Raw genomic sequence first — 14,143 nt, 5'->3', positions numbered from 1 at the left:
TCTAGCCATTGACAAGTTCAGGCTGGCGAGTAATCTAGTCAGTGTCAAGATTCCCCCGATGCACCTGAAAGGACGCATCATGGCCCCACTCATCACCCTCCTGGCCGTCACCCTCCTGCTGCGTGCCGCCGGTGCCGCCGGCATCAGGCCGCTTCGGTCCTGGCACACCAGCCTGCGCGGTGGCCTCGCGGCCATGTTCACGCTTACTGGGACGGCGCACTTCAACGGCATGCGCGAGGACCTCATCGCAATGGTGCCGCCGGCCCTGCCCTATCCTGAGCTGCTGGTCACACTGACGGGCGTGCTGGAACTGCTTGCAGCCGCCGGCCTGCTCCACCGCCGCACGGCGCCCTGGGCGGCAGGCGGACTGACCCTGCTGCTGGTGGCCATGTTCCCGGCGAACGTCCACGCCGCACTGGCCGGACTCATGGTCAACGGCGAACCGGCCACGGCGCTCCTGCCGCGGACGCTGATGCAGCTGGTATTCATCGCCGCCACGGTCGCCGTGGCGCTCCCCTACATTAGGGCCCTGCCCCGCCGCCGGTCAGCGACCACCCGCATGGCGCTGCCCGCCGGGATCCCGGAAAGCCTCCCTGAGTAAAGGGCAAGAAAGCTGCGGCGGCGGTCCCATCGGATGATTTCCGGCCGGGACCGCCGCCCCTGTCTGACCCCGCTCCTCGCCCGGCCAGCAAACCAAGGCCGCCTCGAACACCGGAATTCAATCCCGGAAACCGCTTCTCAGCCACACGCCCCAAACACTACGCACGAGGGCCCAACGTTCCTCACGAACCGCACAGAAAGCACCCACGACCATCAGGCCCTACGCACCGGAATTCTAGGCAAGGGCCGGTTCAAGTCGACAAGTTGCCCAAGATAATTGCGGACGCCTACGTGTAATCCCGAGTGGTATTGCTCGATGACCTGACCAATGTCCATGACTGACCTCCTATCTGATCTCTACATCAGCGTCGCTAGGCAGGTAAGAGATGGATTCATGGATGACCTAGCTCCCATCCATTGGCGGAACGGCGTCCGTAAGACGGTGGCTCACCCCGTGGTGGTCGAGAATCAGCGGTAGCAGACGGTATTGCCGCGAGTTCGCGAGGAGGTGGTGGGTGGTCCGCGTCCGGCGGAGACGCTACCCTCCCAGTTGCAGGCGCATCAACCAGCGCGTCATGGAGCCCGACTTCGAACTTGTCTTTACGACGCGCTCGAAGCCCATCGATTCGAAGAGGTCGGTGGTACCCACGTAGGCGAACGCCGAACTGACTCGGCCGCCCTGCGGGTCGAGAGGGTATGCCTCGAGGGCTGGGGCACCGCGTTCGCGGGCGTACCGGATCGCGCCGGCCAGCAGCTCGCGGGCCAGGCCCCGGCGCCGGAACGAGGGTCGAATGACAATGCAGATAATGCTCCAGACCGGTACGTCATCGACGGCCGGGATCGTGCGCGAGCGTTGCAACCGGTGGTGGCTGGATCGGGGGCTCGCCGAGCACCAGCCTGCGGGCTCGCCGTCGACGTAGGCGATAACCCCGGGAGGGGTGCCCTCTTCGGCGAAGCGACGCAGCCGCGCCGGTCGCTCCGGGCCGACGAGCTCCCGGTAGTCCGAGTTCGGGATGCGGTAGCTGAGGCACCAGCAGGCCGGGGCGTCCGGGTTCTTCGGGGCCAGGATGGGGTGGAGATCGTCAAAGCGATCGGCGGTCGCGGGCAGGACTTCGATCACGCCAGCCACATCTCCTTGGTAGAGCGGGGGTACATTCATACGATTCATCCTCATACGCTAAAAGGGAGAGTTCAATGAGCGAGAAATTGCGTTGGGGCGTCCTGGGCAGCGCCCGCATCGTCCGCAAGACAATTCCGGCGTTGCAGGCAACGAAAAACGGTGAGGTCGTAGGTATCGCTTCCCGCACCGAGGAAAAGGCCAGGGAGTACGCCGACAAGCACGGCATCCCACAGGCGTTTGGCTCTTATGAGGCGCTGCTCGATTCCCCCGACATCGACGCTGTCTACATTCCGCTGCCGAACGCACTGCACCTCGAGTGGATTCTAAAATCCTTGGACGCGGGCAAGCACGTCCTCTGTGAAAAGCCTCTGGTGATGAGCGCCGAGGAGTGCGCGGAGATAACGCGCAAAGCGGAAGAGACTGGGCGCAAAGTCCTGGAAGGCTTTATGTACCGTTTTCATCCGCGTTTCGAGAAGCTGCAAGAGCTGCTCGCGGACCGTGCGGTGGGCGAACTGACATTTGTCCACGTCACTCACACGTTCGATGCAGGCGGGGATGACAACATCCGCTGGTATACCGGGCTCGGCGGCGGCGCACTTTTCGATACGGGTGGCTACTGTGTCAACGTGAGCCGGATGGTCACGGGGCAGGAGCCGACTGGGGTGGCGGCCTATGGCAATTATCGCGACGCCAACGATGGAGGCCGAATCGACACCAGCATCGCGGGCATGCTGCGCTTTCCCGGTGGGGCAACAGCGCTTTTTGATACGGGGGTGAATCTCGAGCGCCGCAACTTTCTGGAAATCACGGGCACCGAGGGCCGGCTCTACCTCGACAGTCCTTTCAGCCTCTTGGAGGAGAATTCGGTCCTGGAGGAGCATCACTTCGGGAAGGACACGATCTATCACCAGGTCAAGGGCGCAAACCACTTCGTTCGGATGGGTGAACACTTCGCCGACAGCGTCCTAAACGGTACGCCGCTCCGCTACGATCTCACGGACGCGGCAAGCAACGCGCGGGTGTTGGAAGCTCTCGACAGGGCAGCGCGGAAACAAGAGGGGGCGCCGGAACCGAGACCATACTCTGGCGCTGGCCCAGGCGTTAGCTGAAGATTTCGCCGCTCGAGCCGATTTTCGGCCTTCCCGATGGCTGCCACGATTGCGTTGATCCCGTCGCCCGGGGTAGGCAAAGACTGCATCACGGACAGGTGCCCGGCGGGTGCCGCGATGAGGCACTTGGCCAGGTAGAAGGGCCGGTTGGCGTGCCGGACGTACTGTGTCAGCACGAGGACCGGATCCGGGGCGCGCAGGTCGAGCAGCTTGGCCCGGCTCGGCCCCACCTGGCTGAGGCTGATCTGGCATTCGCCGGGTCCCATTACGCGGCCGAAGCGGGTGTTGAGGGCGGCGAGCAGCGTGGCGCCGCCGTCGTCGTCGATGTCCAACGGTGCAGGTGAGGCTTTGCCGATACTGACTGGCCCGGCCGAGATGTTTTCCGGCAGGTGGGCGATGGCTTCGCCGTCGCGGATCAGTCTGACTCCCAGAGCCAGCAGTCGGCGCCGGGATCGACGCCGATGCCGGGCGCGACGAACTCGGAGGCGGGCTGCTGCTCCCGCTTGATGCGCTTGATTTCGAGGTGCTGGCCGGGACCGCCGAGAACTTTTACGCTTGGTGGCGGCACCCAGCCTGGGACCTGACTCGAGCTACTTTTCAGGAACGAGCCCAAGTTGCTGCATCACGCCCAGATTGTCGTAGCTATTCCACTCCTCGACTATCTTGCCTCCTTCGATGCGGCTGATGGAGATGCCTTTGAGCTCTATTTGCCTCCCAGTAGGAGGGCCGAACTCTTCTATCTCTCCCTGGTGGGTGCCGCGTATTGTCCAGCGGGTGGAGACCTTATCCCCTTCGGCTAGCTCGTCCTCAACGGTTACGTTCAGGTCGGGGAAAGCGGTTTTGTACGTTGCGATAAACTTCTTGGCTTCCTCTGGGCCACGGATCTCTTGACCGGGGTCGTGCCAGACGAGGTCGGTGGAGTACACCTCGTCAATGATGTCCGGGTTAGTCGGGGCTTCCCAAGAACGACGCGCGAGGGCCTTGTTTTCTTCGGACATGCTTATCCACTCCTTACCTAATGAACCCTTCAGGCATCCCAGCATCACCTTACGAGGGCGCTGTAGGAGGATTGTCCCGCACACGTACTCCCAAAAAGAAGGGGGCTCGGCTAGCCGTGTAAGGACACGCTGGCGGCTAGGACCTGGCAAGAGCTGGATGGTCGCGAGCACTCACGAACTAGTCGCGTCGCATCCCCTTGGGGCGACACCAAGTGATCACAGAACGGCGCCAAAAGGGCGATCAAATCCACAGCATCAGGGATTCCCTTTAGCGCGCCCTGCGCAGTGGGTCGGTTCGGCTCAGGACTGGATGGATTGCATCACGGACAGGTGCCCGGCGCGTGCCGCGATCAGGCACTTGGCCAGGTAGAAGGGCCGGTTCGCGTGCCTGACGTACTGTGTCAGAACGAGGACCGGATCTGAAGCCCGCAGGTCGAGCAGCTTGGCCCTGCTCGGACCCACCTGGCTCAGGCTGATCTGGCATTCGCCAGGCCCCATCACCCGGCCGAAGCGGGAGTTGAGGGCCGCGAGCAGTGTGGTGCCGCCGTCGTCGTCGATCTCCAACAGTGCCGGTGAGGCATTGCCGATACTTACCGGCCCGGCCGAAATGTTTTCCTGCAGGTGGGCGATGGCTTCGCCGTCGCGGATCAGGACCGATTCCCAGAGCCAGCAGTCGGCGCTGGGATCGACGCCGACACCGGGGGCGACGAACTCGGAGGCGGGCTGCTGCTCCCGCTTGATGCGCTTGATCTCGAGGTGCTGGCCGGGGCCGCCGAGGACTTCCTCGAAGGGGCGGATCCGTTCGATGCCGATGCGGGGGAGAGTGTCCGAAACGAACCGGCCGACGCCGCGGCGGGCCCGGATGAGGCCGTCCTCCTCGAGCAGCATGAGGGCTTCGCGGACGACGGTGCGGCTGACCTTCATGTCCGTGCCGAGGTCGGTCTCGGTGGGGAGCATGGAGCCGGGGGTGAGCAGGTTGTTGCGGATGGCCTCGGCGATCCGGGAGTAGACGGCAACGCGGAGCGGCGAGCCGGGCTGTGCCTCCACCGGCTGGGACAGGAACCTCGCGGCGTCCTCGTGCACGTTATGCCTCGCTTGCGTGTTGTTCGGGGAAGTCCAGCCTAACAAGTACTACTGGTTTGTTGGACAAGGTGGCGGGTGCTGGAGATTCCCCTCTCAGCCGTCCCGGCGATGAACGTTTGTGCAGGCGCATCGGGCCGTTCTTTCTGGCTTGGACGCCCGAACCAAAAGCTACTCGCCAGTAACGATCAGGGAAACGCAAGTGTTTCGCGAGGGGGAGGGGACGCCCGCAGGCGGCCATGCCTCGCGCACATCCGTGCACCCGAGGCCACAAAGGCCTCCGGGCTGCCTACATTTGAGTACCCCGGGCAACCCTGGTTAGCCCTAAGAACAAAGGTAACTGTTGGGCCCAGCCCTCTGACACATGAACAAAGAGGTTTCTATGTCACTGCTCACCAAGACCCTGTCCATCGCCGCAGCCGCCGTCCTTGCCGGGTCCTTGGCCGCGGCTCCCGCCCAAGCTGATGCCGTTGAGATTTCCCCGCCGGGAGCCAATGACTGGTCCTGCAAACCAACTGCCGAGCACCCTTATCCGGTCATTCTGGTGCCTGGAACCTTCGAGAGCATGGTGAAGAACTGGTCCACCCTGTCGCCGTACCTCAAGAGCGCCGGGTACTGCGTCTTCGCCCTCAATTACGGAGAGACGAACGGCGTGTATGCCACAGCGCCCGTGGCCGAATCAGCCCAGGAACTCGCCCCGTTCGTGGATGCGGTCCGTGCTGCCACCGGTGCCAAGAAAGTGAATCTTGTGGGCCACAGCCAAGGCGGCATGATGCCCCGCTACTACATGGGCTTTCTCGGCGGAGCCAAGCATGTCCATAAGCTCATCGGCATCGCACCCTCCAACCACGGCACGGAAGGTGTGATAGTCCCGCCCCCAGGCTTTGTGCCGGATCCGGACTACCCAGGCCTGGGCTGTGCCGCCTGCGCCGATCAGCAGGCAGGCTCGGATTTCATGCAGAAGCTCAACTCCATCGGCGACACCATTGCGGGACCTTCCTACACCGTCATCTCCACGGTCTACGACGAAGTGGTCATTCCCTACAACAGCCAGTTCCTGAACGGCCCGGCACGGCAGGTCACCAATATCACCATCCAGGACAAATGCCCGGCAGATCTCTTCGAGCATGACCAGACGCCGAACGACCCCGTGGTGCACCAGATCGTGGCCCATGCACTGGGTAGGGCATCCGGCCCCGCCGATCCGGCATACCAGCCGCGCTGCATCTAGCTTGTCGGCCAGGCATGGGCCGTCCTGACGTAGTCCGGCACCCTCCGCGGTGAGTGCATCCTTGGTGCGGCGCTGCTGGTAGCCGGCCAGCATGTACAGCGGGAACGCCCTGCCACTGTGCCGGGAACAGCGATGGCCCCGGCAGCGGGAAGTTGCGGCCGGGGCCATGCTTTTGATGTTGGTGCGGGTTAGGGGCGCAGGACGGCATCAGCAAAGGTCCGGGAGCTTGGCCGGGGTTGGCCCCACCTGGCTCAGGCTGATCTGGCATTCGCCGGGTCCCATTACCCGGCCGAAGCGGGAGTCGAGGGCGGCGAGCAGTGTGGTGCCGCCGTCGTCGTCGATCTCCAACGGCGCGGGGGAGGCTTTGCTGATACTAACCGGTTTCCTGTACATCAGCACTTCCAGACGCTGAAAGGAGTTCCCCTACCTGCCAGCAGGATCTCACGTCATGCTGGCAGGTAGGCAGAGAAGTTGCGCTGGACAACTATCAAGGCTCCATGGAGCCCGGATCCGGGGTTGTAACCGGCGCGTCCTCTACCAGATCAAGAGGCAGACCGTGGGTGCGCTGTATAGGCGGTTTGACCTATTCGCATCCGAGGCCATCACCGTCGCGGTCAAGGCCATAGACATCAGATCCGACCACGGATACAGGTCCCCCAACGTAGGCGGGACCATTCCCGCTTCCTCCGGAGCAATCCACGTCTGAGGCGATCGGAACGCAAGCTCCGGCATAATTGGGATCGCACCCCGAGGGAGCAGCGGGCGCCGGCGCCGGCACTGGAACTGCTGCCGCTGCTTCTGCTGCGGCCTGTTGGCGCGCAGCTTCGGCGGCAGCGGCCTTTTCCTGTTCGGCTCGTGCCGCCGCTTCCTGCGCCGCCTTGTCAGCTGCAGCTTTTGCGGCCGCTTCCTGCGCTGCCTTGTCTGCTGCAGCTTTTTCCTGCGCTGTCTTGTCTGCAGCAGCCTTTTCCTGGGCGGCCTTGTCAGCTGCAGCTTTTGCGGCAAGTGCCGCGGCCGCCGCGCGCGCATCAGTGAGTTTCTTCGAGGCCGACTCTTCCATCCAAACCAGTTCCCCGGCATCGCTTTTCGTGCAGACGAAAACGGTCGGCGGGTACTCTTCAGTCGTGTTCTCCGTATCGCAGGAGGTCGTCGCCGGAGCAGTAGGAGTGGCCGTCGGAGAGGCCGATGCTGAACTCGTGCTTTGCGACAACGAAGCGACTGGTGGCCCTGCACATGCGGCGACGGAGAGAATGGTGGCGCACGTTATCGTCACGCTCATCATTGGCCGACTGGCGGTTCGCAGACGGCCCAGGACGGCGCCCGTCAGCGGACTCATCCTGTGATCCTTATTTCGCGCGTCATTGCGACGAAAAGATATATTCATTTGTTCCCCATAAAGCTGAAGTTGGTGCGAATTGCCTGCCGAGCGTAGCATTCCTGATTCAGTAAGAAACAGATGTTCCCGATGACAAAACTTGTCATTGACAATGCCGCGTAACTTCAGCCCTGTGAAAATGTGTAACGCGATTCAGGATAGTTGAGCCGTTCCTGAATGCTAAGCCTGCATGCCGGCCGCCTTGCCGGGTTCAGGCTCCTAAGTTGGCGAGGTGCTCGCGGAGCCCCGGATAGTTACTGTTTTGGGCCAGAACCTTTTCGAAGTCCTTGCGTGCCATCGCTCGCTTCCCCTCACTCAGGTAGGTCAGGCCCCGCTCGATCAATGCACGCTGCCGGAGTTCCGCAGGTCGGGACCGCACGCGCAACGCTTCCTTGAACGCCTCGCGGGAGGCATCCGGGAAGCCTTGCTCTCGGAAAGCGATGCCGCGCTGGATGAGGAGGTATGTGGCGGCCTCGTCATCGTTCTGGAGGTCTTCAGTGAGGTCGACAACCTCATCCCATCGGCTTTGCGCAGTGTAAAGCTCAGCCAAAGAGACGGCGGAAACTGTGCTCGGCTCAAGTTGCTCAATGACGTCTACGGCTGACGCGAGATTTCCCAGGTCCTGATGGATTTCAGCCAGTAGGAGTCCGATGAAGTCGCGGTCCAAGGGAAGCATCACGGCAATTCCCTCGGCAATGGGCAGATTGAAGGTGGCAGCGGGCATGTACTTCTGAACGAATTCATCCGACGCCGGTTCATAGCCGCTGTCGAAAAGCCAGCTCAACAGGCCGAGAGCCCGCTGCCGGTCGCCTCTGGGCATTGCCACGAGCATCGCCTCAAATAGGGCTGCGATTGGACGCGCTTGCTCGAATTCTGTTCCGATCCGTGGCAACTCGTTGGCATTAGGGCGTGCAAGCAATGCCCGGTGAAGTTCCTTCTCCCATTTGGGCGCGAAGAATCCTGGAGTTGCTGGCTTGGGAGCCTGGGATTCGTAGGTCCCTGTCGCTGTGGCGCGGGCAGCGGCCGCGGATGGGACGCGTCTGGCGGAACCAGGAGAAATGGTCTTCACGTGTGAGAGCCCTGAGCCGGGAATACCTAGTGTGCGTGTCACGCGACCGGAGGAATTTGCAGAGATCCTTGCTCCCGGGACTCCAGCGCTGAGGCCAACACTCTTTGGCGTTATCGTCATCCGTATCCCCGGTGCAATCTTGAATGACTTGCGAACCCTGAAGCCCATGTCTCCCCCGTTTGTGTGGCCGCTGGCCCGCCGACTTGCGGATTCATCAGTATATTCACTGATCGGGTGTCGAAACGCTAGAAATCAGGGTCTAAATATGCCGGCCACCCTCCATGCCGTGGACCTTCCGGGCGAAAGCTGCCGTCGAAGATCTTCGCCTTTCTTGACTGAAACTTTCGCCGATCTTGCACTCACGGGGTGAGCATTAATTCACAACTTGGAGGGAGTGAACATCATGGCTGACAACCAAGAATTGCTCGATTGGGTTTCCCCGCGCAAACAGCGGGAAATCGACAACCAGGCGGCATTTCTGCGGTATCTGCTGGAGCGTGAAGAGGCGCAAGGGGGTGGAAAATCATGAACGATTACGTACCCCGTCCTCGTGAACCGCACGACGCGCTTTGGGTCATCCAACGCGACCTGGCGAACATCATCGCCAAGTACACCGCTCGGGGCGACCACGAAACTGCGGCCGTCTACAAAGAAGCACTTGCCCGTTACAACGGCGAGTGAATCCGGCAACCAGCACGTGGCGCGAAGCGCCGGTGCCCTTCAACGCCGTCAACGACCGTACTCCGCCGGAAGGTCCCGCCAGACAATGCGGCACCGGTACTGCCGGTACATGATGCCTTCAACTGCCTGGCGGTGACCGCCCACGTGTCGGCCCCGCCGCCGGTCGGAGCACTGGAACAATACGCGCTAAGTGGCCAGGGCCACTGTCCGCCGTCGGGCAGGTGAAGCCGCAACCAGCAGCGCAACGATCGCGACGGCCGCGCTCAGCACCAAGCCGGGCCTGTACTGCTCGAGCATGGCCGCGGCGCTTGGGACCGTGCCGCTGTCCGAGTGTCCTCCGCTGACCATGGCTGTGGTGACTGCCAGGACCAAAGCGGCTCCCACCTGTGTGCTGGTCTGGATGAGCCCGGCTGCCAGTCCCTGTTCCGAGTCCTTGATGCCCGCGGTCGCTTGGACGTTGATGGACGGGAAGGCCAGGGCGAAGCCGATGCCCAGCAGGATGATCGAGGGCAGGATGTCCAGGGCGTAGTTGGGTGTGGTGCCCACCCGGAGGAACAACACGTAGCCGAAGCCCAGGGAGACCAGCCCGGTCAGGATCAACCGCGTGGCGCCGAACACATTGATCAGGCGGTCCGCGAACGGCGCGCTGGTGGCGACGATAAGTCCGGCCGGCAGTAGGGCCAGGGCCATCCCCAGCGGGCTCCACCCCAGGACGGACTGCAGGAAGAGCGTCACGATGAACTGGAAGCTGAGGTAGGAGCCAAACAGTCCAATCGCACTGAGGTTGGCGCGCGCCACCCAGCCCTCGCGCAGGATGCCAAAACGGATGAGCGGGTGCCGGACTTTGTTCTCGATCACGGCGAAGGCTCCCAGGACCGCGGCAGAGATGATGAATCCGGCGATTGTTGCCACAGATCCCCAGCCCTGTTCCGGTGCGGACACCAGCGTGTACACGAGTCCCAGCATGCCAAGCGCCAGGGTGACGGCGCCCCAGATATCGTGACCGCTGTCAGTGGCATCGGGCGTATCGCGGGGGATGTAGCGGGCGCCCAGGATGACCACCAGTACAGCGATCGGCACGGAGACCAGGAACGTCCAGCGCCAGCTCAGGCTGGTCATGAGGCCGCCGACGACGAGCCCCAGGGAGAAGCCGCTGGCGCCAAACGTCGTGAAGATGGAGAGTGCCTTGTTACGCTCGCGGCCCTCGGCGAAGTTTGTGGTGATGATGGAGAAGCCCGTGGGGGCAGTGAAGGCAGCCGCCAGGCCCTTCACGAATCTTGTGGCGATGAGGATTGCAGGGTCATTCACGAGCCCACCCAGCAGGGAAGCGGCCGCGAAGACCGAGAGGGCGATGAGGAAGATGCGGCGGCGACCCAGGAGATCCGCGAGCCGTCCGCCCAGAAGCAGCAGGCTTCCGTAGCCAAGCACGTACGCGGAGACAATCCACTGGAGGGCGTCCGTGCCAAGGTCCAGTTCCTGTCCGATGGACGGCAGGGCCACGCCCACCATGGAAACATCCAGTCCGTCAAGGGCAAGGACAGTGCAGACAACCATCAGCAGGAGCCACTGGGCCCGGGTCCAGCGGACGGCCGTGGCGATCGGTTCGGCGGTTCGTTCGAGGGTGGTGGGTGATGTCATGTCGGCCAATCTATATGACACGTCATTCAATGACAAGGAATATGACAGGGAATATTATGACGTCGACTTCAGTTCGGCTTTCGCCTAGAATCAGTGCATGGCATTGACGACGGACCGCCTGCTGGTTGAGCAATGGCGCAGCATCCAGGACGCATACTTCCGCACATCCTGTGCCCTTGACCGGACGCTGGAAGCCAAGTTCGACATCGGCCTGAACGAGTTCGAGATTCTGGATCTTGTGGCGGAGAACAGCAAGGCCACGTGCCGGATGAAGGAACTTGGTGAACGGACGCCCATGAGCCAGAGCGCCGTTTCCAAGGTCGTGGACAGGCTGGAAAAGGCCGGATTGCTGACCCGCCAATCCTGCGCGGACGACCGCCGTTCGCTGTACCTGGAACTCACGGAGGCGGGCCGCAAGCTTCACCGGGCCGCCGCCGTCGAACACCGCGCGCTCCTCAAGGAAAACCTGCCCAAGGGCTCCGTGAAGTGACCTGACCCGCCGCGACGTCCTGACGTCCGTCTGCCGTCGCCCGTTCTGTGTTGCTGCGTGGAGTTCCTTGAGGGTGTTCAGGTTCAGGACGGACTGGATTACCTTTCTCCTATGGCCATGGGCAAGGAACGGTGCTCTGACCCCCTATAGGAATTTCTACTCAGAAGGAGTGGGAAGGTCATGAATCCACGAAGCAAAATATCTATTGCTGTGGTTGTCGTGCTGCTCGTGGCTGGCGGTGCCGCACTGTTTATCTTCGACAGCACGAAAAGGAGCAGGGCCGCGGAGTACAACCCCCAGGTCAACCCTGCCGATTTCAGCACCAACATCACCAATCAATACTTCGCCCTCCCTGTCGGCAAGAAAATGACGTACGAGACCACCCAGCAGGGACAGGTCACCGAGAGGATTGAAATCGAAATCCTGCCGGAGACCAAGATGATAGAGGGCGTTGAGACGGTGGTGTATCTCGACAAGGAATACAAGAACGGGCAGCTCGTGGAGGAAACCCGGGACTACCTGGCGCAGCATAAAAACGGCGATGTGTGGTACTTCGGCGAGGACGTGAACAACTACTGGAACGGGATGCTGCTGCACCATTCCGGCAGCTTTCTCCATGGAAAAGACGGGGCAAAAGCCGGCATCTGGATGAAGGCCGAGCAGCGCGTCGGCGACTCCTACAAACAGGAATTCTACGTAGGCCATGCCGAAGACATCCGGGACACCGTCGCCACCGGCGAGACCGTCACCACGAAATCAGGAACGTACACCGGTTGCGTCAAGGTCTACGACTGGACGCCGCTGGAAAAGAATGCACGCGAGCATAAATATCACTGCCCCGAGGTCGGTGCGCTGGTCCTTACCGAGGACCTGGAAACCGGCAGCCGGTCAGAACTCGTGAATGTCATCCAGCCCTAATCTGTCAGCAGCACCTCCGTCTGCCGCCTGGCCCGCCGCGGCATCGCGCAGGGCAAGGGCCGCCTGAACCAGCGCGGCATGCGTGAGCGCCTGCGGATAGTTTCCGAGAAGGACTCCGGTGGCAGGATCGATCTCCTCGCTGAACAGGCCCAGCGGACCGGCGGCCGCCAGGAGGGCTCCGAAGAGTTCCGTAGCCTCCGGCGCGCGCCCCGTCAGCGCGAGGGCCTGGGCGAGCCAGAACGAGCAGGGCAGGAAAGCGCCCTCGTCCCCGGGCAGCCCGTCCTGGCCCGGCGGGTATCGGTAGAGGAAGGGGTAACCCGCCGACAGCTCCGACCACACAGCATCCACCGTTCCCCGCAGACGTGCCGAGCCCGGTTCCTCGAAGCCGGTCACGGGGAGGATGAGCAGCGCCGAGTCGAGGTCCGCGGATCCGTAGGAGCGGGTGTAGGTGTTACGGGAAGGATCGAAGCCCCGGGTCCTCATCTCGGCGGCCAGGTTATCTCGCGCTGCTTCCCACCTCAGCTGCCGCCGCCTGCCGACCGGATGGGTCCGGGCGATGCGCAGTGCCCGGTCCAGGGCGAGCCAGCCCATCACCTTGGAATGCACGTGCTGTGCTGCGTCGGCGCGGATCTCCCAGATGCCAGCGTCCGGCTCCGGCCAGCGCCGCGCCACGAGGTCGGCAAAGCCCCGCATCGCCCGCCATGTCTCCGAATTCAGCGGGTGCCCCTGCCGCACAAGGTTCCAGGCGGCGTCGAGGACCCAGCCGTAGCCGTCAAGCTGATGCTGGTGGGCGGCCCCGTTGCCCACCCTCACCGGGATGCTGCCACGGTAGCCGGGCCAGTCCTCCAGGGTGCGCTCGCGGGGGACATGCCCGCCCGTCAACGTCAGCAGGGCCGGAAGCCGGGGCCGCTCCAGCCTGCCGGCATGCAGCAGCCAGTTCAGGAAGTTCAGGGCCTCGCTGTCTTTGCCCACACCGAGGAACGCGCCGATGCCGATGCTGGCATCCCGGGGCCAGGCGTATCTGTAGTCCCAGTTCCGTACGCCGCCGGGGTCCTCAGGCAGCGACGTGGTGGGCGCCGCGACCGGTGCGCCCGAGGGGGAATACGTCAGCAGTTTCAGCGTCAGCAGGCTCCGCAGGACCGGTTCGCGGAACGGGATGTCCTGGCTGAAGCCCGCCGCCCAGTCCCGCCAGCGGGATTCGTCGGCTTCCACCAGATCCCACGCGGATTCGGGGTCCACCCAGATCAGCGGCTCCGCGTAGGCCACGGCGAGCACCAGCACAACCGGGCGGCCGGGCACAACGGTGATTGCCGCCGCCGTACCCGGCGTGATCCTCAGCCCGCCGCTGCAGCCGAGCGACAGGGCCAGCGGGCCCCATTCGCAGACCAGGTGCTTCCCGGGCCGGACACGGGGACGGCGGTGGCCCTCGCCGAGGCGGGGGTCAAGCTCGACGACGGCCTCCGCCGGTGCGCCCTCGGCCACCAGCCGCCGGATGAGGAGAGTGGCCGGCAGCAGCCGCCCCGATACCTCCGCCACCATGGCCTCGGTCAGCGACAGTGTGCCGCCGTCCGTGGCCCACACCGTCTCGAGCGTGGCGGTGTGCTCGCGGTAGCGGCGGACGAGGGGCCGGGAAGGCCGCGCGGGACCGGCCCGGAAGGCTCCCGCTTCCGGGCCGCCGAGCAGGGCACCGAAGACCGGTTCACCGTCGAACGTGGGCGCGCAGAGCCAGTCGATTCTCCCATCGGCCGAGACCAGGGCAGCCGTGCGCGTGTCGCCCAGCAATCCGTACTCGGACAGGGCGGGCGTTGCGGCGGTGTCCATTGTCAGCGCACCTTCT

18 protein-coding genes and 1 pseudogene are annotated in these 14,143 nt (G+C 63.4%); 9 read left to right on the top strand and 10 right to left on the bottom strand.

Annotated features, from left to right (window positions below; genetic code table 11):
- Positions 1-79: 79 nt before the first annotated feature.
- Positions 80-601 carry a DoxX family protein gene (locus AC5RUM_RS16455; RefSeq protein WP_494035939.1) on the top strand — a complete coding sequence of 174 codons (522 nt, stop codon included), beginning with the start codon at positions 80-82 and terminating at the stop codon, positions 599-601.
- A 537-nt stretch (positions 602-1,138) separates the two neighbouring features.
- Here AC5RUM_RS16455 and AC5RUM_RS16450 read toward each other — a convergent pair.
- The gene (locus AC5RUM_RS16450) at positions 1,139-1,768 is read right to left on the bottom strand and encodes a GNAT family N-acetyltransferase (RefSeq protein WP_494035938.1); all 630 of its coding nucleotides are present in this window, start codon (positions 1,766-1,768) and stop codon (positions 1,139-1,141) included.
- 26 nt (positions 1,769-1,794) lie between these two features.
- Between AC5RUM_RS16450 and AC5RUM_RS16445 the strand changes: the two genes are divergently transcribed.
- Both AC5RUM_RS16445 and AC5RUM_RS16440 read left to right on the top strand, forming a co-directional pair.
- Positions 1,795-2,829, top strand: coding sequence for a Gfo/Idh/MocA family protein (locus AC5RUM_RS16445; RefSeq protein WP_494035937.1), 1,035 nt, complete (start codon positions 1,795-1,797; stop codon positions 2,827-2,829).
- Between the two features lie 152 nt (positions 2,830-2,981).
- Positions 2,982-3,173, top strand: a complete 192-nt coding sequence (locus AC5RUM_RS16440) for a hypothetical protein (protein WP_494035936.1) — start codon at positions 2,982-2,984, stop codon at positions 3,171-3,173.
- Between the two features lie 71 nt (positions 3,174-3,244).
- Here the strand turns inward: AC5RUM_RS16440 and AC5RUM_RS16435 are convergent, their stop codons facing one another.
- The 3 genes from AC5RUM_RS16435 to AC5RUM_RS16425 all read right to left on the bottom strand — a co-directional run bounded on the left by AC5RUM_RS16435 (position 3,245) and on the right by AC5RUM_RS16425 (position 4,910).
- Positions 3,245-3,397: a hypothetical protein gene (locus AC5RUM_RS16435; protein WP_494035935.1), complete on the bottom strand. Its 153-nt coding sequence runs from the start codon at positions 3,395-3,397 to the stop codon at positions 3,245-3,247.
- Between the two features lie 22 nt (positions 3,398-3,419).
- On the bottom strand, positions 3,420-3,827 hold the full coding sequence (locus AC5RUM_RS16430; protein WP_494035934.1) for an ester cyclase: 408 nt from the start codon (positions 3,825-3,827) through the stop codon (positions 3,420-3,422).
- Between the two features lie 300 nt (positions 3,828-4,127).
- The gene (locus tag AC5RUM_RS16425; RefSeq protein WP_494035933.1) at positions 4,128-4,910 is read right to left on the bottom strand and encodes a GntR family transcriptional regulator; all 783 of its coding nucleotides are present in this window, start codon (positions 4,908-4,910) and stop codon (positions 4,128-4,130) included.
- 379 nt (positions 4,911-5,289) lie between these two features.
- Between AC5RUM_RS16425 and AC5RUM_RS16420 the strand changes: the two genes are divergently transcribed.
- Positions 5,290-6,138 (top strand): esterase/lipase family protein, encoded by an 849-nt coding sequence (locus tag AC5RUM_RS16420; protein WP_494035932.1) that lies wholly within the window; start codon positions 5,290-5,292, stop codon positions 6,136-6,138.
- Positions 6,139-6,345: 207 nt separating this feature from the next.
- Here AC5RUM_RS16420 and AC5RUM_RS16415 read toward each other — a convergent pair whose 3' ends face one another.
- Both AC5RUM_RS16415 and AC5RUM_RS16410 read right to left on the bottom strand, forming a co-directional pair.
- Positions 6,346-6,531: a hypothetical protein gene (locus tag AC5RUM_RS16415; RefSeq protein WP_494035931.1), complete on the bottom strand. Its 186-nt coding sequence runs from the start codon at positions 6,529-6,531 to the stop codon at positions 6,346-6,348.
- Positions 6,532-6,721: 190 nt separating this feature from the next.
- On the bottom strand, positions 6,722-7,195 hold the full coding sequence (locus tag AC5RUM_RS16410) for a hypothetical protein (RefSeq protein ID WP_494035930.1): 474 nt from the start codon (positions 7,193-7,195) through the stop codon (positions 6,722-6,724).
- A 64-nt stretch (positions 7,196-7,259) separates the two neighbouring features.
- On the opposite strand from AC5RUM_RS16410, the gene AC5RUM_RS16405 reads away from it, so the two are divergent.
- Complete coding sequence (locus AC5RUM_RS16405; protein ID WP_494035929.1) at positions 7,260-7,478, top strand: hypothetical protein; 219 nt, start codon at positions 7,260-7,262, stop codon at positions 7,476-7,478.
- Positions 7,479-7,721: 243 nt separating this feature from the next.
- Here the strand turns inward: AC5RUM_RS16405 and AC5RUM_RS16400 are convergent, their stop codons facing one another.
- Positions 7,722-8,336 (bottom strand): tetratricopeptide repeat protein, encoded by a 615-nt coding sequence (locus tag AC5RUM_RS16400; protein WP_494036081.1) that lies wholly within the window; start codon positions 8,334-8,336, stop codon positions 7,722-7,724.
- A 258-nt stretch (positions 8,337-8,594) separates the two neighbouring features.
- Positions 8,595-8,747, bottom strand: a pseudogene (locus AC5RUM_RS16395) (DUF4236 domain-containing protein); the annotation flags it as partial.
- A gap of 235 nt (positions 8,748-8,982) precedes the next feature.
- Here AC5RUM_RS16395 and AC5RUM_RS16390 point away from each other — a divergent pair.
- A complete protein-coding gene (locus AC5RUM_RS16390; protein ID WP_276208573.1) occupies positions 8,983-9,108 on the top strand; it encodes a hypothetical protein in 126 nt (41 codons plus the stop codon).
- On the top strand, positions 9,105-9,260 hold the full coding sequence (locus AC5RUM_RS16385) for a hypothetical protein (protein WP_494035928.1): 156 nt from the start codon (positions 9,105-9,107) through the stop codon (positions 9,258-9,260). Before AC5RUM_RS16390 ends, AC5RUM_RS16385 begins: the two co-directional genes overlap by 4 nt.
- A 186-nt stretch (positions 9,261-9,446) precedes the next feature.
- Here the strand turns inward: AC5RUM_RS16385 and AC5RUM_RS16380 are convergent, their stop codons facing one another.
- On the bottom strand, positions 9,447-10,898 hold the full coding sequence (locus tag AC5RUM_RS16380) for an MFS transporter (protein WP_494035927.1): 1,452 nt from the start codon (positions 10,896-10,898) through the stop codon (positions 9,447-9,449).
- 97 nt (positions 10,899-10,995) lie between these two features.
- Here AC5RUM_RS16380 and AC5RUM_RS16375 point away from each other — a divergent pair, with 97 nt between their 5' ends.
- Positions 10,996-11,388: a MarR family winged helix-turn-helix transcriptional regulator gene (locus AC5RUM_RS16375; RefSeq protein WP_494035926.1), complete on the top strand. Its 393-nt coding sequence runs from the start codon at positions 10,996-10,998 to the stop codon at positions 11,386-11,388.
- 180 nt (positions 11,389-11,568) lie between these two features.
- Positions 11,569-12,306, top strand: coding sequence for a hypothetical protein (locus tag AC5RUM_RS16370; RefSeq protein ID WP_494035925.1), 738 nt, complete (start codon positions 11,569-11,571; stop codon positions 12,304-12,306).
- Here the strand turns inward: AC5RUM_RS16370 and AC5RUM_RS16365 are convergent.
- On the bottom strand, positions 12,277-14,127 hold the full coding sequence (locus AC5RUM_RS16365; RefSeq protein WP_494035924.1) for a glycoside hydrolase family 15 protein: 1,851 nt from the start codon (positions 14,125-14,127) through the stop codon (positions 12,277-12,279). The two genes, AC5RUM_RS16370 and AC5RUM_RS16365, sit on opposite strands and share 30 nt — an antisense overlap.
- Positions 14,128-14,143 lie beyond the last annotated feature (16 nt).

This window comes from Arthrobacter sp. B2060 (genome assembly GCF_059090445.1).
This window is presented reverse-complemented; position numbering and strand designations above follow the sequence as displayed.

Bases quoted from the DNA above. Each gene is read 5' to 3' on its own strand.
- AC5RUM_RS16375 (WP_494035926.1), top strand. From the start codon at position 10,996: ATGGCATTGACGACGGACCGCCTGCTGGTTGAGCAATGGCGCAGCATC.
- AC5RUM_RS16410 (WP_494035930.1), bottom strand. From the start codon at position 7,195: ATGGAAGAGTCGGCCTCGAAGAAACTCACTGATGCGCGCGCGGCGGCC.
- AC5RUM_RS16370 (WP_494035925.1), top strand. From the start codon at position 11,569: ATGAATCCACGAAGCAAAATATCTATTGCTGTGGTTGTCGTGCTGCTC.
- AC5RUM_RS16420 (WP_494035932.1), top strand. From the start codon at position 5,290: ATGTCACTGCTCACCAAGACCCTGTCCATCGCCGCAGCCGCCGTCCTT.
- AC5RUM_RS16365 (WP_494035924.1), bottom strand. From the start codon at position 14,127: ATGGACACCGCCGCAACGCCCGCCCTGTCCGAGTACGGATTGCTGGGC.
- AC5RUM_RS16450 (WP_494035938.1), bottom strand. From the start codon at position 1,768: ATGAATCGTATGAATGTACCCCCGCTCTACCAAGGAGATGTGGCTGGC.
- AC5RUM_RS16385 (WP_494035928.1), top strand. From the start codon at position 9,105: ATGAACGATTACGTACCCCGTCCTCGTGAACCGCACGACGCGCTTTGG.
- AC5RUM_RS16390 (WP_276208573.1), top strand. From the start codon at position 8,983: ATGGCTGACAACCAAGAATTGCTCGATTGGGTTTCCCCGCGCAAACAG.
- AC5RUM_RS16430 (WP_494035934.1), bottom strand. From the start codon at position 3,827: ATGTCCGAAGAAAACAAGGCCCTCGCGCGTCGTTCTTGGGAAGCCCCG.
- AC5RUM_RS16455 (WP_494035939.1), top strand. From the start codon at position 80: ATGGCCCCACTCATCACCCTCCTGGCCGTCACCCTCCTGCTGCGTGCC.
- AC5RUM_RS16380 (WP_494035927.1), bottom strand. From the start codon at position 10,898: ATGACATCACCCACCACCCTCGAACGAACCGCCGAACCGATCGCCACG.
- AC5RUM_RS16415 (WP_494035931.1), bottom strand. From the start codon at position 6,531: ATGTACAGGAAACCGGTTAGTATCAGCAAAGCCTCCCCCGCGCCGTTG.
- AC5RUM_RS16445 (WP_494035937.1), top strand. From the start codon at position 1,795: ATGAGCGAGAAATTGCGTTGGGGCGTCCTGGGCAGCGCCCGCATCGTC.